Source organism: Pseudomonas sp. MYb193 (genome assembly GCF_002966775.1).
Taxonomy (GTDB): Bacteria; Pseudomonadota; Gammaproteobacteria; order Pseudomonadales; family Pseudomonadaceae; genus Aquipseudomonas; species Aquipseudomonas paracarnis.
In genome coordinates, this window is sequence record NZ_CP023269.1 from 1586965 (window position 1) to 1610082 (window position 23118).

The 23118-nt window shown below is 59.8% G+C and carries 22 protein-coding genes; 7 read left to right on the top strand and 15 right to left on the bottom strand.

What is annotated here, in order from left to right; genetic code table 11:
- Positions 1-137 precede the first annotated feature (137 nt).
- Positions 138-1052 carry a LysR family transcriptional regulator gene (locus CLM72_RS07395; RefSeq protein WP_073522612.1) on the top strand — a complete coding sequence of 305 codons (915 nt, stop codon included), beginning with the start codon at positions 138-140 and terminating at the stop codon, positions 1050-1052.
- Here the strand turns inward: CLM72_RS07395 and CLM72_RS07400 are convergent.
- The 9 genes from CLM72_RS07400 to CLM72_RS07440 all read right to left on the bottom strand — a co-directional run bounded on the left by CLM72_RS07400 (position 1043) and on the right by CLM72_RS07440 (position 8748).
- Entirely contained in the window at positions 1043-1528 is a 486-nt protein-coding gene (locus CLM72_RS07400) for a DoxX family protein (protein WP_105226052.1), read from the bottom strand. The two genes, CLM72_RS07395 and CLM72_RS07400, sit on opposite strands and share 10 nt — an antisense overlap.
- Positions 1525-2301, bottom strand: a complete 777-nt coding sequence (locus tag CLM72_RS07405) for a DUF2063 domain-containing protein (protein WP_105226053.1) — start codon at positions 2299-2301, stop codon at positions 1525-1527. Before CLM72_RS07405 ends, CLM72_RS07400 begins: the two co-directional genes overlap by 4 nt.
- Entirely contained in the window at positions 2298-3176 is an 879-nt protein-coding gene (locus CLM72_RS07410; protein WP_105226054.1) for a DUF692 domain-containing protein, read from the bottom strand. The genes CLM72_RS07405 and CLM72_RS07410 overlap by 4 nt, the downstream gene beginning before the upstream one ends.
- A gap of 22 nt (positions 3177-3198) precedes the next feature.
- Positions 3199-3495: a DUF2282 domain-containing protein gene (locus CLM72_RS07415; RefSeq protein ID WP_034125953.1), complete on the bottom strand. Its 297-nt coding sequence runs from the start codon at positions 3493-3495 to the stop codon at positions 3199-3201.
- A 257-nt stretch (positions 3496-3752) separates the two neighbouring features.
- The gene (locus CLM72_RS07420) at positions 3753-4454 is read right to left on the bottom strand and encodes an ABC transporter ATP-binding protein (RefSeq protein ID WP_003193540.1); all 702 of its coding nucleotides are present in this window, start codon (positions 4452-4454) and stop codon (positions 3753-3755) included.
- Position 4455: 1 nt separating this feature from the next.
- Positions 4456-5223, bottom strand: coding sequence for a high-affinity branched-chain amino acid ABC transporter ATP-binding protein LivG (gene livG / locus CLM72_RS07425; protein WP_003193538.1), 768 nt, complete (start codon positions 5221-5223; stop codon positions 4456-4458).
- The gene (locus CLM72_RS07430; RefSeq protein WP_034125955.1) at positions 5220-6473 is read right to left on the bottom strand and encodes a high-affinity branched-chain amino acid ABC transporter permease LivM; all 1254 of its coding nucleotides are present in this window, start codon (positions 6471-6473) and stop codon (positions 5220-5222) included. Before CLM72_RS07430 ends, livG begins: the two co-directional genes overlap by 4 nt.
- The gene (gene livH, locus CLM72_RS07435) at positions 6470-7393 is read right to left on the bottom strand and encodes a high-affinity branched-chain amino acid ABC transporter permease LivH (RefSeq protein ID WP_003193535.1); all 924 of its coding nucleotides are present in this window, start codon (positions 7391-7393) and stop codon (positions 6470-6472) included. Before livH ends, CLM72_RS07430 begins: the two co-directional genes overlap by 4 nt.
- A 227-nt stretch (positions 7394-7620) precedes the next feature.
- The gene (locus CLM72_RS07440) at positions 7621-8748 is read right to left on the bottom strand and encodes a branched-chain amino acid ABC transporter substrate-binding protein (RefSeq protein WP_003193533.1); all 1128 of its coding nucleotides are present in this window, start codon (positions 8746-8748) and stop codon (positions 7621-7623) included.
- Between the two features lie 341 nt (positions 8749-9089).
- On the opposite strand from CLM72_RS07440, the gene CLM72_RS07445 reads away from it, so the two are divergent.
- Positions 9090-9392, top strand: coding sequence for a DUF2288 domain-containing protein (locus CLM72_RS07445; RefSeq protein ID WP_105226055.1), 303 nt, complete (start codon positions 9090-9092; stop codon positions 9390-9392).
- Between the two features lie 228 nt (positions 9393-9620).
- Here CLM72_RS07445 and CLM72_RS07450 read toward each other — a convergent pair whose 3' ends face one another.
- Together CLM72_RS07450 and CLM72_RS07455 are read right to left on the bottom strand one after the other, a co-directional pair.
- Entirely contained in the window at positions 9621-11882 is a 2262-nt protein-coding gene (locus CLM72_RS07450; protein ID WP_105226056.1) for a bifunctional diguanylate cyclase/phosphodiesterase, read from the bottom strand.
- A gap of 139 nt (positions 11883-12021) precedes the next feature.
- Complete coding sequence (locus CLM72_RS07455; RefSeq protein ID WP_057975629.1) at positions 12022-12390, bottom strand: YkgJ family cysteine cluster protein; 369 nt, start codon at positions 12388-12390, stop codon at positions 12022-12024.
- Positions 12391-12643: 253 nt separating this feature from the next.
- Here CLM72_RS07455 and CLM72_RS07465 point away from each other — a divergent pair, with 253 nt between their 5' ends.
- A complete protein-coding gene (locus tag CLM72_RS07465; RefSeq protein ID WP_105226057.1) occupies positions 12644-13990 on the top strand; it encodes an MFS transporter in 1347 nt (448 codons plus the stop codon).
- A gap of 688 nt (positions 13991-14678) precedes the next feature.
- Here CLM72_RS07465 and rapA read toward each other — a convergent pair.
- Complete coding sequence (gene rapA / locus CLM72_RS07475) at positions 14679-17525, bottom strand: RNA polymerase-associated protein RapA (protein ID WP_034125960.1); 2847 nt, start codon at positions 17523-17525, stop codon at positions 14679-14681.
- Positions 17526-17744: 219 nt separating this feature from the next.
- On the opposite strand from rapA, the gene CLM72_RS07480 reads away from it, so the two are divergent.
- Positions 17745-18086, top strand: coding sequence for a hypothetical protein (locus CLM72_RS07480; RefSeq protein ID WP_014717286.1), 342 nt, complete (start codon positions 17745-17747; stop codon positions 18084-18086).
- On the opposite strand, the gene CLM72_RS07485 is transcribed toward CLM72_RS07480, so the two are convergent.
- The 3 genes from CLM72_RS07485 to CLM72_RS07495 form a co-directional block, all read right to left on the bottom strand.
- Positions 18083-19264: an aminotransferase class V-fold PLP-dependent enzyme gene (locus tag CLM72_RS07485; RefSeq protein WP_105226058.1), complete on the bottom strand. Its 1182-nt coding sequence runs from the start codon at positions 19262-19264 to the stop codon at positions 18083-18085. The two genes, CLM72_RS07480 and CLM72_RS07485, sit on opposite strands and share 4 nt — an antisense overlap.
- Positions 19261-19731: a RidA family protein gene (locus CLM72_RS07490; protein ID WP_105226059.1), complete on the bottom strand. Its 471-nt coding sequence runs from the start codon at positions 19729-19731 to the stop codon at positions 19261-19263. The genes CLM72_RS07485 and CLM72_RS07490 overlap by 4 nt, the downstream gene beginning before the upstream one ends.
- A gap of 91 nt (positions 19732-19822) precedes the next feature.
- Positions 19823-20695, bottom strand: coding sequence for a LysR substrate-binding domain-containing protein (locus tag CLM72_RS07495; RefSeq protein WP_105226060.1), 873 nt, complete (start codon positions 20693-20695; stop codon positions 19823-19825).
- A 133-nt stretch (positions 20696-20828) separates the two neighbouring features.
- Between CLM72_RS07495 and CLM72_RS28910 the strand changes: the two genes are divergently transcribed.
- The 3 genes from CLM72_RS28910 (at position 20829) to ltrA (ending at position 23056) form a co-directional block, all read left to right on the top strand.
- Positions 20829-20990, top strand: coding sequence for a hypothetical protein (locus tag CLM72_RS28910; protein ID WP_005785860.1), 162 nt, complete (start codon positions 20829-20831; stop codon positions 20988-20990).
- Between the two features lie 143 nt (positions 20991-21133).
- Positions 21134-21250, top strand: coding sequence for a cytochrome c oxidase subunit CcoM (gene ccoM / locus CLM72_RS29440; RefSeq protein WP_019817835.1), 117 nt, complete (start codon positions 21134-21136; stop codon positions 21248-21250).
- A 489-nt stretch (positions 21251-21739) separates the two neighbouring features.
- Positions 21740-23056, top strand: a complete 1317-nt coding sequence (ltrA, locus tag CLM72_RS07505) for a group II intron reverse transcriptase/maturase (RefSeq protein WP_218275509.1) — start codon at positions 21740-21742, stop codon at positions 23054-23056.
- Positions 23057-23118 lie beyond the last annotated feature (62 nt).

A 23118-nucleotide genomic window follows, 5' to 3' on the forward strand; every position in this document is an offset into this window, starting at 1 on the left:
TTACCGCGTGATCGTTGACGTTCTTCGCGAGCAAGCTCGCTCCTACAGGGGTTGGGATTTGCGTTCAGTCTAATGTGGCTTTTTAACTGGATAAACGTGCTAATAGGCAACTTTTGGTTTTCAACTGGAAACAGTTCATGAGCGAAATGGATGACCTGGCGGCGTTCGCCGTGCTGATCGAAGCCGGCAGTTTCACCGTGGCGGCCGCACAATTGGGCTGCAGCAAAGGGCAGTTGTCCAAGCGCATCAGCCAGTTGGAAGCGCAGTTTGCCGTGGTTTTGCTGCACCGCACCACGCGCAAGCTGAGCCTTACTGCTGCCGGCGCGGCGTTGCTGCCCCAGGCACAAGCATTGGTGGTGCAGGTGGAACGCGCCCGGCAGGCATTGGCGCGGCTCAAAGATGATTTGGCTGGCCCTGTGCGTATGACCGTTCCAGTGTCGTTGGGTGAAACCTTCTTCGATGGCTTGCTGCTGGAGTTCTCCAAGCAATACCCGCAGGTGCAGATCGAGCTGGAGCTCAATAACAGCTACCGAGACTTGGCACGGGATGGTTTTGACTTGGGGGTACGTTCGGGCGCCATCGAACATGAACGCTTGGTGGCTAAACCTTTGCTGGCCTGGCATGAGATGACCTGCGCCAGCCCGGCTTATCTGGAACAGCATGGCGAGCCGCAGACCCCAGCAGACCTGGCGGCGCACAGCTGTTTGCTCAACAGTCATTACAGCGGCCGCGAGGAATGGTTGTACCACCAGCAACACGAATTGCTGCGGGTAAAGGTGAGCGGCACCTTCGCCTCCAACCACTACAACCTGTTGAAAAAAGCCGCGTTGGTCGGCGCCGGTATTGCTCGCCTGCCGTCCTACGTTCTACCCACGGAGCTGGCTGACGGCCGATTGCGCTGGCTGCTGCGCGATTATCAGACACGCAGCATGCCGATGTACCTGGTGCATCCCTACCAGGGCGGTTTGCCTCGGCGTACCCAGGTGCTGGCCGACTACCTGGTGGACTGGTTCAAGCGCAGCGGCGAAGCGCTGGATCGGCTTCAGCGATAACGACGGGCAATCAGGTAGTCGATGGACAGGCAGCCCGGGCCTTTGGCAAGCAACAACAATAACAGCGCAAGCCAGGTGCCGTGAGTGGGGTAGGCGTCAGGGTAGACGAACAGCTGGATGGTCAAGGTCATGCCGATCAAGGCCAGGGCCGAGAAGCGCGTGGCGAACCCCAGCAGAATCAATACCGGGAAAAAGTGCTCGGCAAAGGCTGCCAGGTGCGCGGCCACCTCTGGCGACAGCAGAGGCAATTGGTATTCGCTGCGAAACAAAAAGAGGGTCGAGGCGGCAAGTTTGGGTTCACCCCATTGGAAGGTGCCGCTGATCAGGTCAATGGCAAAGCCTTCGACCTTGGTCTGGCCAGACTTCCAGAACACCGCCGCAATGGAGAAGCGCGCCATAAAGGCGATCAGGCTGTAGGGGATTTTTTCAAACAGTGCGACGGTTCGTTTTACCAGGCAGGGAGCGGGAAAGTTCATGGCGATACCTCTGGTTGCAGATGCAAATGGGTGATGGCGTCGTGGCTGATCAACAGCGTGAGACATAGGTGCAAATCGAATTCGTCGGAGGCTTGCAGGGCATCAGCTATGGCCATTTCCAGCCCTGCGCCTTGGTTGAGTCGGTTGATAAAAGTCACAGACCCGCGGTCGATGGCGAATACCTTGACCACCAACCCTTGGCGCAAGACCAGCGCGCCTTGGGCATACCAGGGGTTCAAGCTGGTGATGGCCCCGTCGGCCTGGTGCGCCGCCCAAACCGATACCACCGCGTAGGAAGATTCCAACGTGGCAAGTGACGGATGCAGTCGTACACGCAGTTCCCCCAGTTGCGCGCAACCTTGCAGTTGCCGAAGTACGCAGTGCTGATCCAGAACCTGGCAATCCGCCGCGTGATAAGCGCGGACCCTCAAGCGTTCCAGCCGGGCGACATCGGCCAGGTAGGGCACGCTCCAGGCTGGTTCGAAACCCTGGATAAAGTCAGCGAACGTGCCGCCGTACTCACTGATCAAGGGACTGGTGGGCGGGTGGGCCTGGGCATACAGACCGGCCATGGCGCGGAAAAACTCATCGCCGACCAGTTGCCGCGCCACCGGGTAGGCGGCTGCCAAAGCATTGATCAAAGCGCTATGGACATTGTTTCGATACACCGCAAAGCGGCTCGCCGGCTCAGCACCGTTGCTGCTGAACACGCCCTCGGGGCAGGTTGCTTGCGGGGCCAGTAAAGCCTCGGCAAAAGTCTGCTGAATACTCATCGGGCCACCTGCGACAAATACCATTCGGCCTGCCGGGCCTCTGCTTGCAGCACGCTGAACGCGGGCACCTGGTTATCCCGCTCGATCAGCGTCGCTACCGCTCCGGTCCGCGTCAGCACCTGTGCGTACAGCTGCCACACGGCGTTATCGATCGGCGCGCCGTGATCATCGATCAGCAGGCGGTCGCCCAGGCTGTCGGTGTCTTCGGCAAAACCGGCCAGATGAATCTCATCCACTGCGTGCAATGGCAGGGCATCGATGTAGGCCAGCGGGTCGCGCTGGTGATTGATGCAGGACACGTAGACGTTGTTGACGTCGAGCAGCAGGCCGCAACCGGTACGGCGGACGATCTGGCTGATGAAGTCGGTTTCGTCCAGGGTAGAGCGTTCGAACTGCAGGTAAGTGGAGGGGTTTTCCAGCAGCATCGGTCGCTTGAGTGCGCTCTGTACCTGATCCACGTGTTCGCATACCCGCTCCAGGGTGCAGGCGTCGTAGGCCAGGGGCAGCAGGTCGTTGAGAAACACCGGGCCGTGGCTGGACCAGGCCAGGTGTTCGGAAAAAGACTGGGGTTGATAGCGTTCGATCAGCGTGGCCAAGCGTGCCAGGTGCTCGCGATCCAAGGGGGCTTCGCCGCCGATGGACAGGCCGACGCCGTGCAGTGACAGGGGGTACTGCGCACGAATCAACCCCAGGTAGTGATGAAACGGGCCGCCGGCCACCATGTAGTTTTCGGCGTGTACTTCGAAGAAACCGATGTCGGGGCGGGTCTCGAGCACCTCGGTGAAGTGCTCGGTCTTGAGCCCCAGCCCGGCCCGATAGGGGAGGCCGGGCACCTGAGCCGGTGAGACCGCGTGTTGGGCTGTAAGCGTCATCATCAGTACTCAGGCTGCGCGGGGTTCAGGATTTGGCGGTGAAGGCCGCTTCCTGGCCAAAACCGGTCGGCGAGGTGGTGCTTGGGGTCTTGGTGCAAGTGCCGGCGGGGACCAGCTTCCAGGCATTGGCCTGGTCTTTGGTCTTGGAGGTGCCAGCGCAGGAAGTACCGGCGCCCGCGGCGCAGTCATTCTTGCCGGCTTCAGCCACGCCGAAGCATTTCTGCATGTCGTCGGCCGCGTGGGCGGTGGTGGTCAGGGCGGACAGGCTCAGGGCAGAACCAAGGGCCAGGACGAGGGTGGCAGCGGACAGTTTGGTGGTCATGGTGTGTCTCCAGCAGTGGTTGAATGCGCAGGCTTGATTGCCTGCATGCACCACTAGAGAAAGGGGGAGGGAATTCGTTACAAAGCCATCGAAAAAAACTGCAAACAACACCTGTTTAATGACTTATACAAAGCAAATGTGGGAGTCGGGCTTGCCCGCGATGCAAACGCCTCGGTTTTTCAGATACACCGGGGTGATGCTATCGCAGGCAAGCCAGCTCCCACACAAGCCAGCTCCCACTCTGAACTCACTCTTTCTTAGCCGCCGAGGTACGCCTCCCGCACCTTCGGATCGGTCAGCAATTGCTCACCCGTACCCTGCATCACCACCCGGCCATTCTCCAGCACATAGGCACGGTCAGCGATTTTCAGCGCCTGGTTGGCGTTCTGCTCCACCAAAAACACCGTCACACCGTCCTTGCGCAGCTGTTCGATGATGTCGAAGATCTGTTGGATGATGATCGGTGCCAGGCCCAGGGAAGGCTCGTCCAGCAACAACAGCTTGGGCTTGCTCATCAGCGCCCGGCCGATGGCGAGCATTTGCTGCTCGCCGCCGGACATGGTGCCGCCGCGCTGGCTGAAGCGTTCCTTGAGGCGGGGGAACAGGTGCAGCACCTTGTCCATCTGCTCCTGGTAATCGCCCTTGTCGGTAAAGAACCCACCCATGGCCAGGTTCTCTTCCACGGTCAGGCGCGAAAACACCCGGCGGCCTTCCGGCACCACCGCAATGCTCTTGCGCATGATCTCGGCGGAGTGCTTGCCCACCAGTTCTTCACCCATGTAGCGGATGCTGCCACTGTAGGCTTGCGGCGAACCGCACAAGGTCATCAGCAAGGTCGATTTGCCGGCACCGTTGGCGCCGATCAGGGTGACAATCTCACCCTGGCGCACTTCCACATTGACGCTGTGCAGGGCCTGGATCTTGCCGTAGAAAGTGGAAACGTTTTCGAATTGCAGCATTTTACGCTTCCCCCAAGTAGGCTTTGATCACTTCAGGATTGTCGCGGATCTGCTCCGGCGTCCCGTTGGCCAGCGGCGTGCCCTGGTTGATCACCACGATATGGTCGGAGATGCTCATGACCAGTTTCATGTCGTGTTCGATCAACAGAACCGTGGCGTTGTTTTCCTCACGCAGCACACTGATCAGCGCCTTGAGGTCTTCGGTTTCCTTGGGGTTCAGGCCCGCGGCAGGTTCGTCGAGCATAAGGATGCGCGGGCGGGTCATCATGCAACGGGCGATTTCCAGGCGACGTTGCTGGCCGTAGGCGAGGGTACCGGCGGGGCGGTTGGCGAACTCGGTCAGGTTGACCTTGTCCAGCCAGTACGCCGCGTATTCCATAGCCTCGCGTTCGCTCTTGCGGAACGCCGGGGTCTTGAACAGGCCGGCGAAGAAGTTGGTGTTCAAGTGACGGTGCTGGGCGATCAACAGGTTCTCGACCGCCGTCATGTCCTTGAACAACCGCACGTTCTGGAAGGTACGCACCACGCCTTTGCGGGCGATTTCGTGGCCGGCCAGGCCCTGTATGGGTTGGCCGTCCAGCAGGATGCTGCCACCGCTCGGCTTGTAGAAACCGGTTAGGCAGTTGAACACCGTGGTCTTGCCGGCGCCGTTGGGGCCGATCAGCGCTACCACTTGTTTCTCTTTGACGGTCAGGGCCACGCCATTGACCGCCAGCAAACCGCCGAAGCGCATGCTCAGGTTTTCGACTTTCAGGATCTCGCGGCTCATTTGCGCAGCTCCATGTGTGGACGTTGCATGGGCAGCAGGCCTTGAGGGCGCCAGATCATCATCAGCACCATCATGGCGCCGAACATCAACATGCGGTATTCGCTGAACTCACGCATCATTTCCGGCAGCAGGATCATCACGATGGCCGCCAGGATCACGCCCAGTTGCGAGCCCATGCCACCCAGTACCACGATGGCGAGAATGATCGCCGACTCGATAAAGGTGAACGATTCCGGTGTCACGAGGCCTTGGCGAGCGGCGAAGAAGCTGCCGGCAAAACCGGCGAATGCAGCGCCCAGGGTGAATGCGGAAAGCTTGATGATGGTCGGGTTCAGGCCCAGGGCACGGCAGGCGATTTCATCTTCGCGCAGCGCTTCCCACGCACGGCCGATGGGCATGCGCAGCAGGCGGTTGATCACGAACAGTGCCGCCAACGCCAAAAGCAGCGCCACAAGGTAAAGGAACACCACTTTGCTCACCGGGTTGTAGGCAATCCCGAAGTACTCGTGGAAGGTCTGCATGCCTTCGGCGGCGGTGCGGTCGAACGACAGCCCGAAGAACGTCGGCTTGGGAATGCTGCTGATACCGTTGGGGCCACCGGTGATATCGGTGAGGTTACGCAGGAACAGGCGAATGATTTCGCCGAAGCCCAGGGTCACGATGGCCAGGTAGTCACCGCGCAGGCGCAGCACCGGGAAGCCCAGCAGGAAGCCGAACGTGGCCGCCGCCATACCCGCCAACGGCAGGCAGATCCAGAAGCTCCAGCCCAGGTAGTGCGAGAGCAGCGCGTAGGTGTAGGCACCCACGGCGTAGAAGCCCACATAACCCAGGTCGAGCAGGCCTGCCAGGCCCACCACGATGTTCAGGCCCAGGCCCAGCAACACGTAGATCAGGATCAGCGTGGCAATGTCGACCGCGCCGCGCGAGCCGAAAAACGGCCAGATCAGCGCCGCGATGATCAACCCGATGATGATGTAGCGCTGGGTGCGCGGCAGGGTCAGAAATTGGCTGACCTTGGGCGACACCAACGGGCCACGGTTACCCTTGAACAAGGCACCGACCTGCTGGGTGAACAGTACACGCAGGAACATCAGCACCGAACACAGCGCGATGACGGTCAGGGTGACGGGCCCGGTGCCATGCACTTCCAGGTTGATGCCGACAATGCTCAGCTTGAGACCGAGTACCGGAAAGGCCACGGCCCATACCAGCAAGGCGCTGAAAAACGCCGATTTAAGATATCTGCTCATACTTTCTCAACCTCCGGACGGCCCAGGATGCCGGTCGGACGGAACAACAACACCAGAACCAACAGGCCGAACGCGACGACGTCCTTGTACTGGTCACCGAAGATATCGGCGCCAAAGGCTTCGGCCACCCCCAGCACCAGCCCGCCGAGCATGGCGCCCGGGATACTGCCGATGCCGCCCAATACCGCTGCGGTAAAGGCCTTGAGACCCACCAGGAAACCGGCGTTGGGGTTGATCACGCCGTATTGCATGCTCAGCAACACGGCCGCCACGGCCGCCAGCGCAGCACCAATGACGAAGGTCAGGGCGATGATGTTGTTGGTGTTGATGCCCAGCAGGTTGGCCATCTTGATGTCTTCGGCGCAGGCCCGGCAGGCGCGCCCCAGACGGGAGCGGGAGATGAACAGCGTCAGGCCCAGCATGGCCACCAGGGTGACCACGAAAACCAGAATCTGCATGTACGAAATCAGCACTTCTTGTGCGCCACCCGGGCCGAAGGAGATGCTCCCCGGAATCAGATTGGGAATGGACTTGTCCTTGGAGTCCTGGGACAGCAATACGGTGTTCTGCAGGAAAATCGACATGCCGATGGCAGAAATCAGCGGGATCAAACGGTTGCTGCCCCGCAGGGGACGGTAGGCAACCCGCTCGATGCTGTAGCCATAGGCACTGGTTACGATGATCGACGCCAGGAACGCAGCGGTCATCAATAGCGGCAGGGAGTGGATCCCCATCATGGCCAGCCCGGCAAGGGCGATGAAGGCCACGTAGGAACCAATCATGTACACCTCGCCATGGGCGAAGTTGATCATTCCAATGATGCCGTAAACCATTGTGTAGCCAATGGCTATCAAGGCATAGGTGCTGCCAATGGTCAGGCCATTAACCAGCTGTTGGAAAAAATGATAGATCTCAGGCATTACAGCGCTCCTAAAAACCCGATACGCATTTCACTGGTGGAGTCATTTCCGGCTCGGTGCCCTGTTCTGTGACCAGGTTGCACAAAGCGTTTGCCAGCGAACCGCTGGTGACGGTTTTAAGATTTTCAGGTGAGCCAGCGCCCGGATCGCGGGTGACATGGCCCATAAACCTCGTAAAACAAAGCCCACTGCTTGCACAGTGGGCTTGTTGACCAGTAACGCCTGGCTTACTGAGGGGAAACTTCGGTTTTTGGTTTACCGAAGTGCCATTCGTAGACCACGAACTTGAAGTCCTTCAGGTCGCCCTTGGCGTCGAAGCTCAGGTCGCCTGTAGGGGTCTTGAAGGTACCGGCATGGATGGCCTCGGCCACTTTGGCGGTGTCTTCGCTCTTCGCAGCAGCGATACCGCCGGCGATGACTTCAACCGCCGAGTAGGCCGGGAACACGAACGGACCGGTTGGGTCCTGCTTGTTCTTGGCGAACTCTTCGACGATGGCTTTGTTGGCTGGGTCGGTGTCGAAGGACTTCGGCAGGGTCACCAGCAGGCCTTCGGAAGCGCCCTGGGCGATTTGCGAGATAGAGTCGTTACCCACGCCCTCTGGGCCCATGAACTTGGCGTTCAGGCCTTTTTCCTTGGCTTGGCGCAGGATCAGGCCCAGCTCAGGGTGGTAACCGCCGTAGTAGACGAAGTCGACGTTGGCTTGCTTGAGTTTCTGGATGATCGAGGAGAAGTCTTTGTCGCCGGCGTTCAGGCCTTCGAAGACGGCAACCTTGGTGCCTTTTTCTTCAAGGGTCTTCTTCACGGCGCTGGCGATACCTTCACCGTATTGCTGCTTGTCGTGCAGTACGGCAACGATTTTCGGCTTCACGTGGTCGGCGATGTAGTTGCCGGCCGCTGGGCCTTGCGCGCTGTCCAGGCCGATGGTGCGGAAAATCAGCTTGTAGCCACGGGAAGTGATTTCAGGGCTGGTGGCAGCGGGGGTGATCATGATGACGCCTTCGTCTTCATAGATATCCGATGCTGGCTGAGTGGAGCTGGAGCAGAGGTGGCCAACGACGAACTTGACGCCATCATTGACCACTTTGTTGGCAACGGCCACGGCTTGTTTTGGATCGCAAGCGTCGTCGTATTCCTTGGCCTCAAGCATCTTGCCGTCTACGCCGCCCTTGGCGTTGATGTCTTTGATGGCTTGCTTGGCACCCATGAATTGCATGTCGCCGTATTGCGTCACCGGACCGGTCTTGGGACCGGCGATGCCGATCTTGATGGTGTCGGCTGCGAACGAATGGCCGGCAACCCCAGCCAGGACCATAGCGGCAAACAGTTTGGAAATCTGCTTAGTAGCCTTATTCATAGTGCTCCACTCTTACTGTTGTATTTTTTATAGTTCTAGCGGCCTTGTGAGCTGCAGAACCGGATCAGATATCGCGGATATCCCCCCGGCATTGCCCTGGCAACTGTACCGGTACAGTGTAGAGCGCCGGTTGATCGCTTGAAAAGCTGGCAGCTGGGGGCAAAACCTGGGTATGTCGCTTAAGTGAAAGAAAAAGACAGAATTGCGCCGGGCTGCTAACCGCTTTCAAGGCATTCCTTGGCTTTCCTGCCCGTTTCAATCGCTACTTCATTTGCTACTGGGTTTTTCTGCCTGAGCGACGGGGCTATGATTGCGCCGATTTTTTACTCAGGTGAATTCCCATGACGCAAGAACCAAGCACCCTCTATGCCAAGCTGCTCGGTGAAACCGCCGAAATTTCCTGGAAGGAGCTTGAACCGTTCTTTGCCAAGGGTGCCCTATTGTGGGTCGATGCCGGCCTGGATTTGATCGAGGCCGCCGAAGGAATGGCCGAAGACAACCGTGACAAAGTCGCCGCCTGGCTGGCTGCAGGTGCCCTTGGCGAGGTGTCTGCGACGCGGGCATTGGACCTGGTCGAACGGGATCCAAGCTTATGGGCGGTGGTGGTCTCGCCATGGATCCTGATCCAGGAAAGGGCGGCATAAGAATGTCGCGCACGAAAAAGGTGCGTATTTTTCACGCGCTGAAGTGTGTAGCCGAGTAACTGCTGAACGCGTGATGGCACCTTGCCGTAGAGAAAGGTCACAGCCGAGGGTGACGTAAACGTCACGGGAACAGTTGAGGTCCGAAGGAATGTGTGGCGCAATTGTTTCCAGGTATGACCCGGTGTGAAGAGAAGCCGCGATCACACCATCACTCCCCGTGCCTGGGTCTCAGCGAATCGGCCTGACAATAGACGGCGGACCGATACGCCCTGGCGTCGGGTCTTTTGGCTGTGGAGCGTCGTTGTTCTCCACGCTGAGCGGATATAGCGGATTGCGCATGGCAATCCCCTGCATCACGCCGATGATGTCATTGAAAGGCACCGCCGGGCTGAGCAGGTAGCCTTGGATGTAGTCACAGCCATGCTTGAGCAGCAACTCGAACTGTGCCTGGGTTTCCACGCCTTCGGTGACCACCTGCAAGTGCAGGGTGTGGGCCATGCCGATAACCGCCTGGACAATTTCACTGTCTGCGGTGGATTTGGGAATGTCCTGGATAAACGAGCGGTCGATCTTCAAGGTGTTGAGCGGCAAGCGCTTGAGATAAGCCAGCGACGAATAGCCAGTGCCGAAGTCATCGATGGCCAGTGACACACCCAGGGCGCGAATTTGCCGCAACAGTGCCAGGGTGCTGCTGATGTTGCCCATCAGCGCATTTTCAGTGACTTCCAGTTCAAGTCGGTTGGTGCCTATGCCGGCGAAGCGCAGGGCGTCTTCGATTTCATCGGCCAGTTCGTCACGCGCCAGGTTCAACGCCGAGCAGTTTACCGCCATGATCAACTCGGTGTAGCCCCGGTCAGACAACAGGCTCAGGTCGTGACAGGCCTGGCGCAATACCCAGTGGTCCAGCTCGGCAATCAGCCCGTTGTTCTCGGCAATGCCGATAAAGCGGTCCGGGGCCAGCAGCCCGTGTTGGGGGTGTTGCCAGCGCACCAGGGCTTCAAGGCGCGTGACCTTGCCCAGCTTCATGTCGAAGATCGGCTGATAAAACAGCACCAGCTGGTTGCGCGTACGCAAGGCGGCGCGCAGTTCTTCCTCCAGTTGCAGCTCAAGGAAGGCGCGTGTTTTCAGGTTGGAGCTGAAGAAGTGCAAGCTGTTGCGCCCGGCGTCCTTGGATTGGTACAGCGCCAGGTCGGCAGTTTTCAGCAGCTCTTCGCAGGTGTGGCCGTCCTCGGGAAACAGGCTGATGCCGATGCTGGTGGTCATCACCATGCGCCGGCCAGCCAGCTCGATGGGCTCTTTCATCTTCTGCATGATGCGCTGGGCCATCTGCCGAGCTTCGTCGCGGTGATGAATAGTGATCAGGATGCAGAATTCATCGCCGCCAAAGCGTGCCACCACATCTTCATGGCTGCGTATCGAGCCCTTGATATGCCTGGCCAGCACCGTGAGCAACTGGTCGCCCGCATCGTGGCCGAGGCTGTCATTGATGCGCTTGAAGTGATCAATGTCGAGGAAGATGACCGCCAGCATGCCTTGGCTTCGGGTTTTTTCCGCAACCTTTTCCGCGAAGATCTGATTGAAACCACGGCGGTTGAGCAGGCTGGTCAGCGCATCGAAGTGGGCCACTTGTTGCAGTGAAGCGCGGGCCTGATCGAGTTCGCTGAGCAGCGCATTGACCCGGCGCAGGTCCCGTTCTTTGTGTTGCAGCTTTTTATCTGCCAGGGCTGCGCTGACACTACTGCCGATCACCAGCAAGGTAATTACCGCCACCGACAACCCCAGTTGAATCGGACTGCCATCCACCGGCAATGAAAGATCCGCGCCAGCGGGCACCAGCATTTGCATGGCCGCCATGCCGGTGAAATGCATGCTCAGGATCCCGGCCCCCAGCACCAGGCTGGCGGCGTATTTGAGCAGTTGGTGAAACATGCCGGTTCCGTTGCGCAGGTAGCTGGACAGCAACAATGCCGCCAGGCTGGCGCCGATGGCAATCGCCACCGAGGCCAGGAACAGCCGTGTTTCGAAGTACACCTGGGCCTGGGAGCGCATGGCCGACATGCCCACGTAGTGCATCAGCGCGATCCCCAGTCCCATCCACACCGAAGCCACCAGGTACTGATGAAAGCGCAGGTGGGTATGACTGAGGGTCTGCATGGCGAGCAGCGAGGCGATCAGGGCGATCAGCAGCGAGGCGAACGTCATGATCAATTCGTAGTGAAGGGCGATGGGGGCCTGGAACGCCAGCATGCTGATGAAATGGGTCGACCAGATTCCGCCTGCCAGACAACCCGCGCCCAGCCAGCGCCAATGGCGGCGGGCGGTGGGGTCTTCGACATGGCCCACACGTTCGGCCATGTCCAGCGTACCGAAGCCCGCCGCGCAGGCGACCAGGTATGCCAGTAGCACCAGAAAGGGGTTATGACTGCAATTGAGTAATAAATGCCCACTGTCTGGAAGGTCGGTAAAAAAGTGCTGCCCCAGCCATTCCATAGCGTATCCCGTCATAGAGCCATGTCACTGCCAGAGACGATGACCGATGGGATCGAGTATAGAAGTCTCCGAAGATTTGCCATGAGTAATGGCGTTTTGATCTCAAATTATTTTGACATGCCTTCCATAGCGTTTGGTGCTAAGCGCTGATGGGCAGGTCGAGTTCGAAGTGTGGGGCTTCCAGCGGCGCCAGGCCGAATGCGGCACGGGCGGCATCGCAATCGACATTTTGCACACCCTGGCTCCAGGACGAGTCGAACTCACGGCATACGCTGGAGCGTTGCTCATAAATAGAGCAGCTGGTGGCCTGTCCGACTTCACCTTCAAGGCTGCAGCACCGTGCAGGTTTCTGATCGGTGCCGATCATCGCCACGCGGCTGGGGTTGATCTGCACCACCAGGTCATCGGGCACCGTGCCCCCGGACGAGGCGCACTCACCCCAGAAGAAAGACACGCGAAAGTGTGAACAGCAGGCACCGCAATTCAGACACGGACTGGCTTCGGACATGGGCGTCATCAATAAGAAAAGTAGGAGGAGGGTGCTACGAAAGGCTCGCCATTCTATCCGTGCCATCGCCATTGGGAAGAGGGGCACGCACTTATATTTTCGTGGGCAAAATCCGCTGTTGCCTGGGTGAAATCATGCCCTATCAGCTTTACGAATCATTACAGACAATCACTGCCAGCCTGACTATGTTGCAGTGACCTGAGCAGGATGCATCGGGCATCGCAGCTCTCATAACAATAAAAGAGACGGACCCATGCAGAACTCGACCCAAGCGGCGAATGCCTGGCGCATTCTGTTCCTGCTGTTCCTCGCTAACCTGTTCAACTTTTTTGACCGCACCATTCCCGCGATCATCATTGAGCCCATCCGCATGGAATGGCACCTGAGCGACTTCCAGCTCGGTATCATCGGCACCGCTTTTACCATCGTCTACGCCATTGCCGGGCTGCCGCTCGGGCGCCTGGCCGACACCGGTTCACGCAGCAAGTTGATGGGCTGGGGCCTGTTCGCCTGGAGTGGGCTGACGGCGGTCAACGGCATGGTCGGCAGTTTCTGGACCTTCCTGCTGGTGCGCATGGGCATTGGCATCGGCGAAGCCAGCTATGCACCCGCGGCCAATTCGCTGATTGGCGACCTCTTTCCCGCCCACCGCCGTGCCCGAGCCATGGGGATTTTCATGCTTGGCCTGCCGTTGGGCCTGTTGCTGGCGTTCTTTACGATCGGTGCGATGGTCAAGGCGTTCGACAGCTGGCGCGCGCCCTTCTTTATTGCGGCGGTGCCGGGTCTGATCCTTGCGGTGTTTATGTTCTACATAAAAGAACCCAAGCGTGGTGCGGCGGAAACCGTGCAAGTCTCCCAAGAGCGCGTCGACCGCCCGATCCGTCGCGTGCTGGCTGTGCCGACCTTTCTGTGGCTGGTGCTGGCCGGGTTGTGCTTTAACTTTGCCACCTATGCGTGCAACTCGTTCCTGGTGCCGATGCTGCAGCGCTATTTCCTCATGCCGTTGCAGGACGCGGCCGTCGCGACGGGTGTCATCGTCGGCCTGACCGGTTTGGTGGGCTTGACGCTGGGGGGCTGGATTGCCGACAAGATTCATCAGCGGGTCGCCAATGGCCGACTGTTGTTCGCCGCCTTCAGCTTGATCATCTCCACGGTCACCACCGCCTGGGCATTGCATGCCGGGCGTGTCGAAATCGGGGTGTTTGTCGCGCTGTTCAGTGTGGGCTGGTTGTTTGCCTACAACTTCTATACCTGCGTGTATACCGCGATCCAGGACGTGGTCGAACCACGCTTGCGCGCAACGGCGATGGCGCTGTTTTTTGCCGGGCTGTATCTGCTCGGCGGTGGCATGGGGCCAGTGGTGGTCGGGGCGTTGTCCGATCACTTTGCCCATTCGGCGATGTATGCGGCTGGGGCGCAGCAGATGACAGAGGCATACAAAGCGGTAGGCTTGCATGACGCCATGTACCTGATTCCAGTGGCGTTGTTCTTGACCATGCTGTTTCTGTTCCAGGCCTCGCGCAGTTTTGTGCGTGATGCCAAGCGGATGAAGGAAGGGTTGAGTGCGGTTGAGGTGCCGACGGCTGCGGCTACAGCTTGAGACCGAGGTGACCCTTTCGCAGGCAAGCCAGCTCCCACCTTTGACCGAGTTGTTTGAACTCTACTCGGTCAGTGTGGGAGGGGGCTTGCCCCCGATGAGCATAGGTATCTACACAACTTCGGTACGACGCTAAACCTGTGGCGAGGGAGCTTGCTCCCGCGACGGCCTGGCAGCCGACGCTGATCTAACTGACGCACCGCGATCCAACTGTGGGAGCTGGCTTGCCTGCGAAGACGGCTTGACAGTCAACACAGTCGGACCGTGTACATATCCATTCCTGCGGTAACGGCCACTTAAGGTTCCGCCCTGACGGCGGCTCACTTTGCAAAAGCGGCAAAGTAAGCAAAACGCTCTTGCCCCACCACTCGGCACCTCGCCCAGGCTCGGTGTGCCCGTAATCCGCCAGTGATTTGGGGGGTCGCCGCCACGCGCCATCCATGGCGCGGGGCGGCTAAACCGGCATCCCTGCCGGTTTACCCCCCAAATCCCTGTCGAATTCCGGCCAGCGTGGTTTAACGGGGCGCCTAAGATCAAAAGCAGATCAAGATCAAGAGCGTCTCGCTTCGCATCGTGGTTACCGTCGGCTGCTACAGCCTACAAAGTTGTGTAGATACCTATGCCCCGATGAGGCCCTCAAGACCAATAAAAAGGCCCGCACTAATCGGGCCTCCTAATTGGCTGCGGATTATCAGCCCGCCACCAACACCCGAATCGCTTCCAGTCGCAGTGCCGCTTTATCGAGCATGGCCAGGCCTTGCTCGCGCTGGTTGCGCAAGGCGACCAACTCGCTGTCACGTACGGTCGGGTTGACCGCTTGCAGCGCGGTCAGGCGTGCCAGCTCTTCGTCGGTATCCGCGGCCAGGCGACGCTTGGCTTCGGCCACACGCTCGGCGTGACGCGGGGCGATCTTCTCTTCACCGGCGTTGATGCGCGGTGTGAGTTGGTCGCGCTGCGCCTGCACGAATTTGTTCGCGCTGGCCCGTGGCACGCTTTCCAGCTGGTCATTCAAGGTCACGAACGACACGCGGCCCGACAGGTCATTGCCGTTGGCATCCAGCAGGCAGCGCAAGGCGGCCGGTGGCAGGTAGCGACCCAGTTGCAGGGAGCGCGGGGCGACCACTTCGCTGACATACAGCAGTTCAAGCAATACGGTGCCTGGCTTGAGCGCCTTGTTCTTGATCAGTGCCACGGCGGTGTTGCCCATGGAACCGGACAGCACCAGGTCCATGCCGCCTTGCACCATCGGGTGCTCCCAGGTGATGAACTGCATGTCTTCGCGCGACAGCGCCTGGTTACGGTCGTAGGTGATGGTTACACCCTCGTCGTCGCCCAGGGGGAAGCTGGCGTCGAGCATTTTTTCGCTGGGCTTGAGGATCAGCGCGTTTTCCGAATGGTCTTCGCTATCGATGCCGAATGCGTCGAACAGGGTTTCCATATAGATCGGCAGGGCGAACTGGTCGTCTTGTTCGAGGATGTCCTCGACCAGTGCATCGCCTTCGCCGGCGCCGCCGGAATTGAGTTCGAGCAAGCGGTCGCGACCGGTGTGCAACTCCTGCTCCAGGCGCTCGCGCTCGGCACGGGCTTCGTCGATCAGGGCTTGCCACTCGCCGTCGTCGGCTGCTTCCAGCAGGGGCAGCAGGCGTGGGCCGAACTGATGCTGCAAGGCGTTGCCGGTCGGGCAGGTGTTGAGGAAGGCATTGAGCGCCTCGTGGTACCACTGGAACAGGCGCTCTTGCGGGCTGGTTTCCAGGTACGGCACGTGCAGTTCGATCACGTGTTTCTGGCCGATCCGGTCCAGGCGCCCGATACGCTGTTCCAGCAGGTCGGGGTGGGACGGCAGGTCGAACAGCACCAGGTGATGGGAGAACTGGAAGTTGCGGCCTTCACTGCCGATTTCCGAGCAGATCAGCACCTGGGCACCGAACTCTTCATCGGCAAAATAGGCAGCGGCGCGGTCACGCTCCAGAATATTCATGCCTTCGTGGAACACCGTGGCCGGGATGCCGGAGCGCACACGCAGGGCGTCTTCCAGGTCCATGGCGGTTTCGGCGTGGGCGCAGATCACCAGGACCTTGGTGCGCTTGAGCATTTTCAACTGGTCGATCAGCCACTCGACCCGAGGGTCGAAACGCCACCAGCGGTTCTCTTCCTCGATGTCCGGTTGCGCCTGGAAGCTGACTTCCGGGTACAGCTCGGCGTGTTCGCCCAGGGGCAGTTCGAGGTATTCGTCCGGGTTCGGTAGCGGGTAGGCGTGCAGCTTGCGCTCGGGGAAGCCTTGCACCGCGGCACGGGTGTTGCGAAACAGCACGCGGCCGGTGCCGTGGCGGTCCAGCAGTTCACGCACCAGGCGTGCGCTGGCCTCGGTGTCGCCATCGTTGACGGCGGTGAGCAGGGCTTCACCTTCGTCACCGAGGAAGCCTTGAATGGTCTTGTGCGCGGTCGGCGACAGGCGGCCCTTGTCCAGCAGCTCCTGCACGGCTTCGGCCACCGGGCGATAGTTTTCACTCTCGGCGCGGAAGGCTTGCAGATCGTGGAAGCGGTTCGGGTCCAGCAGGCGCAGGCGCGCAAAATGGCTGTCCTGGCCCAGTTGTTCTGGAGTGGCGGTCAGCAGCAGCACGCCAGGAATCACTTCGGCCAGTTGTTCGACCAGCGAGTATTCGGCGCTGGCCTTGTCTTCGTGCCACACCAGGTGGTGGGCTTCGTCGACTACCAGCAAGTCCCAGCCTGCGGCGAACAGCGCGTCCTGGGCCTTCTCGTCGTCCACCAGCCATTCGAGCGCAACGAGTGCAAGCTGGGTGTCTTCGAACGGGTTGGTGGCATCGCTTTCGATAAAGCGCTCTTCATCGAACAGCGCAACCTGCAGGTTGAAGCGGCGGCGCATTTCCACCAGCCATTGGTGCTGCAGGTTTTCCGGGACCAGGATCAGTACGCGGTTGGCACGGCCCGAGAGCAGTTGGCGATGGATCACCAGGCCTGCTTCGATGGTCTTGCCCAACCCCACTTCGTCCGCCAGCAACACGCGTGGCGCGATACGGTCAGCGACTTCGCGGGCGATGTGCAGTTGGTGGGCAATCGGTTGGGCGCGTACGCCACCCAGGCCCCACAGCGAGGACTGCAACTGGCGGCTGGTGTGTTCCAGGGTGTGGTAGCGCAGCGAGAACCACGCCAGCGGGTCGATCTGCCCGGCGAACAGGCGATCACTGGCCAGGCGGAACTGGATGAAGTTGGACAGTTGGGTTTCTGGCAGGGTGACCTGCTCGTTCTGCCCATTGAGGCCGTGGTAGACCAGCAGGCCATCGACGTCGTCGACTTCCTGTACGGTCATTTTCCAGCCTTCGAAATGGGTGATGGTGTCACCCGGCGAAAACCTCACGCGAGTGAGGGGCGCATTCCGTAGCGCATACTGGCGAGTGTCGCCAGTGGCCGGATAGAGCACGGTCAACAAGCGGCCGTCCTGTGCCAGAACGGTGCCTAACCCCAGCTCTGCTTCGCTGTCACTAATCCAGCGTTGCCCCGGTTGATACTGCTGCGCCATGCTGCCTGACTCCCGCCGTGAAAAAGCCGACTATGTTAACGGAACACGGCCCGGCGCCCAAGAACTCTGACAAAAACTACGCTGTTTGTACGGGCAGGCGGAAATTGAATCGACGGGTGGCGGGCACTTGAGAGTGTCGACTGAGTCACAGCTTGGCACGCGGGTGCTCAAGTCGCCCTGCCACCCGCCGACAGCCTGTTGATCAGGAGAATAATTATCATGCTGCCACCCATGCTGCCCGTCAGTGTTGTGCCGGTCACGTCGCAACTCGACCCGGCACGCCAGAAACCGGATATTCCGCCGGTGGTGCCCGTTCAACCGGGCTCCAACGAGAGCACGATCGACCTGAAAAAAGGCGATGCCGAGCAATCGACCTTTCTGCTGCGCGAAGAGCAGCGTCGCCAGCAGGAGCAGCAGAAACGCCGGCGCGAAGCCGACGACGACGCGGAGCAGCATTTGCCGATTCCCGGCGACTTGCTCAACGCTGACAACACCGTGCCCGTGGCGCCGCTGATCGAAGACGCGCCGCGCCAGGGCCTGTGGGTGGATATCGAGGTTTAATCGTTCAGTTCGCGCAGCGCCTTCACCAGTAACTCAATCTCGTCATGGGTGTTGAGCGGGCTGACGGAGATTCGCGCAATGCTGTTCAACCCACGTGCTTGCATATCCAGCGGGGTGTAGGCCACGCCATTGGCGCCGATGTTGATGCGCTTGCAGGCCAGGCGTTGCTTGAGTTCAAAGCTGTCCCAGCCGGCCAGGTTGAACGCGATCAAGCCTGAATGCGTTCTGCCTAAGTCATGCAAGGTAATTCCCGGTATCTGACGCAGTGCTTCGCGGATTCGCGCGCTGGTCTTCGAGACCCTTTGCCATACTTGCTCAATCCCCAGTTGATTGATCTCGTGCAACGCATTGCCCAGGCCGGCCAGCAGGGCGAAAGAGACTTCGCTGGTTTCAAAGCGCCGGGCGTCGTTGCGCAGGTCGAAGCCCTCGGCGGTCCAGGGCGCTGAAAACACGTCGCGTTGGGCCGGGTTCAGATGTGGCAGAAAATCTGGCCTGATATACAGCAGCGCGGTACCGCGAGGCCCGCGCAGGTGTTTGCGGCCGGCGGACTTGAGCACATCGCACTGCAACGCTTGCACATCCACCGGCACCTGGCCGACGGCTTGGCCCGCGTCGATGAAGTAGGGAATGGTATGCCGCCTGGCCACATCGCCGATGGCCTGGGCCGGGTTGATCAAGCCACCGTTGGCCGGCAGCCAGGTGAGGTCGATCAGCTTCACCTTGGCATCCAGCATCGCCTCCAACGCCACCGGGCAGGCCGCGCCGCTGGCATCACACGGGATGACGTCCACCCGCGCCCCGGCTTGAACGGCCAGTTCCATGCTCGCCAGGTTACCGCCCCATTCGTGGCGCCCCACTAGAATACGATCGCCCGGCTGCCATGGCCCCAGCGCCTGGAAGGCCATGCTCCAGGCCGTCGAGCCACTGCTGGCGAAGGCAATCGATGAGGCGGGCGCATTGAGCAGTTTGCCGGCGGCGCGGCGGGCCTTTTCCACTAACAGGTCACCTTGTTCTCCGGCCTCCATCGGGCCGTCGCGGGCTTCGCGTTGCAGCTGTTCGATGATGGCGTCGAGCGTCGCCTGGCTGGGCAAGGATGCCCCGGCGTGGTTGAAGTGCACGATGCCGGACTGGCAACCGGGCGTGGCTTCTCGCAAGTGCTGGACTTGCAGCGGGGTCATGGCTGCAGCTCGAAAATGGCGTCCACTTCCACGGCGACACCAGCCGGCAGACTGCAGACCCCTACGGCGGTGCGCACGTGCCGGCCCTTGTCGCCGAGGGCATTGACCAGCAGGTTCGAAGCGCCATTGGCGACCAGGCTTTGGCGCTGGAAGTCGGCGCTGCTGGCAATGAACACGCCCAGGCGCAGGATGCGCACCACCCGCGACAGGTCATCGCCCAACGCGTCGCTCAATTGCCCCAGCAGGCCCAGCGCCGCCAATTCCGCCGCTTGGGCGCCATCTTCATCGCTGAGAAAATCGCCCAGCCGGCCAAGGTAGGCAGGTTTGCCATCGGTCATGGGAATTTGTCCCGAGATGAACAGCTGGTGTTGGCTGATCACATGATTGACGTAGTTGGCAGCGGGTTGGCTGGGCGTGGGCAGTGTCAGGCCGAGGGCGTGTACGCGCTGGCGGATGGAATCGGTCATGGTGAAATCCTCTGGTGTCAGAAGGTTCCAGCATGTTGGCGGTGGCGAGGGGCGACAAACGGATAGATCTCAACCGACGTATCGAAAAACCTCACGCGTCGGCACACACCTGCTTCAACCACTGGCTGAAGCACTCAGCCGCCTCACTGAGCGGGCGCTGAGGTGCGATCAGCCAATAGCCGATATCGCTGTGATAGGGCGGCCAGTCAAAGGCCTCTACCAGGCTGCCGTCCTGGAGCCTGCGTTCGATCAGGCGATGGCGGCCCATGGCGATCCCCTGGCCGGCCACGGTCGCTTCGACCACGATGTTGTAGTCATGCAGCATCACGCGGGGGTGGTGATCAAGGTTGACCTGGTAATGGGCCGACCAATCGGTCCACTCGAAAGGGCGGTGGGAGGTCGCCATCAACAGCGCGCCACTGGCGATCTGCCTGGCTTTGAACCCAGGGCTGCATACCGGTGACAGGGTTTCGGCCATCAGGCGTGTGGCGCGCACCTCGGGCCAGTCGCCCTTGCCGTAGCGGATGGCCAGGTCAACCTCGGCCGTGGCGACGTTGGCCAGTTGAATGGCGGGCAGCAACTCCACCTGGATATGCGGGTAGCACCGTAGAAACTCGGCCAGGCGCGGCGCCAGCCATAACGTGGCAAAGGATGCCAGCAAGCCGATACGCAACACACTGGCGCTGGGCGCACCCCGTTGGTTGCGCGTCGCAGCGGCGATGGCGTCCAGGGCAGGGCGGATTTGCGCGTAGTAATCTTGCCCGGCCAACGTCAGGTCAATCGCACGAGTGCGCCGGATAAACAACGGTTTGCCCAGGTGGTGTTCGAGCTTATGTACCTGGTGGCTCAGCGCGCTTTGGGTCACCGACAACTCGTTGGCCGCCTTGATAAAACTCAAGTGCCGCGCCACGGCCTCGAAGGCGCGCAGGGCCAGCAGCGGTGGAAGGTCGTTGTGCAAGGCCACCTGGATGCGCCTCCTGGGCAGGGTAGAAAGTGCCGATTTTGGTCGATGGCCTGCATTTTGTCGCCCGCTTAATTGCCGTCGGGCGGGGCAGGCCGCATTATTGAGGCATTTCCGCCACGACGTAAGCCAAGCCATGAGTGATGACGACAAGCTGATCGACCTGAACGCCGAACGTGCCAAGCGCGTGCACGACCTCAATGACAAACGCTTGAATGAAGTGCGCCAAGCCTTTGAACAAGCCATGCCCTTGGGCAAGCCCAAGAAAAAGTCCAAGAACAAGCCGAAAAAGCGTTGAAACGCCCTGCATCCATTGATGCAGGTCAGTTATTCCCCTTCTTTACGCCCCGTTGTGGGCGACATTGATCCTGGTCAATTTCCCACTGCGCCTTCTCCATTAACTTAGCCCTATCGCAACAGGGCAAGTGCAGGAGGCCGGTCATGTTTTTCGATAATGTGGTTTTCGCCGGAGTGCTGACTGTTAGCCTCATGGTGCTGTTTTTTGTAGGGTTTGGATTTTTTATCTGGAAAGACGCGAACAAGCGTAAAAAACCTTAAGTCTTTCCGGGTTACATGAGCACGCAAGGCATTTTGGGCGACTTCGGTCGCCCTTTTTTTGTGCGCCCAGCATGGGCGCAATCTTGTGGGTGAAAGTCCCGCCGTGAGCTGACCACAGCGAACGAAGTGAAGCGCAACTGCACGAGGGTGACCGAGTGTGGGGAGGAAGCGTGAATCGAAACCGCGAGCCGATGGACAAGAATCGGATATAAGGCGAAGCCGATCAGGGCGAGCGAGCAAAAGATCGCGAAGCTCTTGTGGTCAAGGATCAGGCTGCGTAAATCCGGCGGTTGTGCGGGGAAGGATTGCGTTCTTACCTGGGGAGATCTCGCCTTGCGCCTGAAAGGGCGACGGCGCAAGCCGGAGCGAGAAGTCAGCAGAGGCCGTAGTAGTCTTTTTTTTTTTGACGAAGGGCCGAACGAGAGAGAGCGTTATAGGCCATGTTGATGCGAGAAACCGGAAGTCAGATGCCTGCCAAACGCGGGGCGGATGGAGATAACGAGCGGTGAAGCCGTGAGAAGTCCTGTCAGCGACGAGGTCAATCGCCCGCAAGATGAACCCGATAACGCAGGGCAAGGGCTGCTGGAACGGGCCCTTGAGAGAGAGAACCTGAAACGGGCCTGGAAGCGGGTTAAGGCTAACAAAGGCGCAGCGGGTGTGGATGGTCTGGGCATTGACCAGACTGCCGAACGTTTGCTGTGCCAATGGCCTGAGGTTCGTGAACAGCTCATTTCAGGCGCCTACCGGCCCAGTCCGGTAAAGCGTGTGGTAATTCCCAAGCCTGACGGTGGCGAGCGCGAACTGGGTATCCCGACGGTCACCGACCGGCTGATACAGCAAGCGCTGTTGCAAGTCCTGCAGCCACTTATTGATCCAACTTTCAGTGAATACAGCTACGGTTTTCGGCCAGGACGATGCGCTCAGGATGCTGTTTCGACGGCTCGGCGCTACGTATCTTCAGGCCGAAAAGTAGTCGTGGATGTTGATCTGGAGAAGTTCTTCGACCGGGTTGATCACGACATTCTGATTGATCGCCTCGGCAAACGGATTGCTGATCGCGCCGTTCTACGGCTGATCCGGGCTTATCTGGATGCGGGAGCGCAGATCAATGGAGTGGTCGAGAAAAGCCGTTGTGGGGCGCCGCAAGACGGCCCGCTGTCGCCACTGTTGGCGAATGTGCTGCTGGACGAAGTGGACCGAGAGCTTGAACGCCGAGGCCATTGTTTTGTGCGTTATGCCGACGACGCGAATGTGTATGTTCGCAGTAAGAAGGCTGGGCACCGAGTGATGGCGTTGCTGAAACGTCTGTATGGAAAGCTGCACTTGATCGTCAACGAGAGCAAGAGCGCGGTGGCGAGTGCGTTTGGCCGTAAGTTTCTGGGCTACGAATTTTGGCTTGCTCGTGACGAAGTCAAATACGCGGTATCTCAGAAGGCACAAAAGCAATTCAAACAACGTATCCGACAGCTCACCCGTCGTTCATGTGGCCGCAGCTTGCAGCAAGTCATCGACTTCCTACGTCCCTATTTGTTGGGTTGGAAAGCCTACTTCAAGTTGTCGCAAACACCCGGTGTCTGGCGTGAATTGGACAAATGGATACGGCATCGACTTAGGGCGATCCAACTCAAGCAATGGAAGCGAGGGACGACAGTGTTTCGAGAGCTAGTAGCCCTTGGCGCGAGTAAAGAAGTCGCCCAGAAAGTGGCATGCAACACCCGTCGCTGGTGGGATAACAGTCGATGGGCGTTGAATTGGGTGCTTAATCTCGCGTGGTTTGATCGCTTGGGACTTCCACGCCTCTCCTGACCTCAATCTCTCGAACCGCCCGGTGCGGACCCGCATGCCGGGTGGTGTGGCAGGGGAGCGGC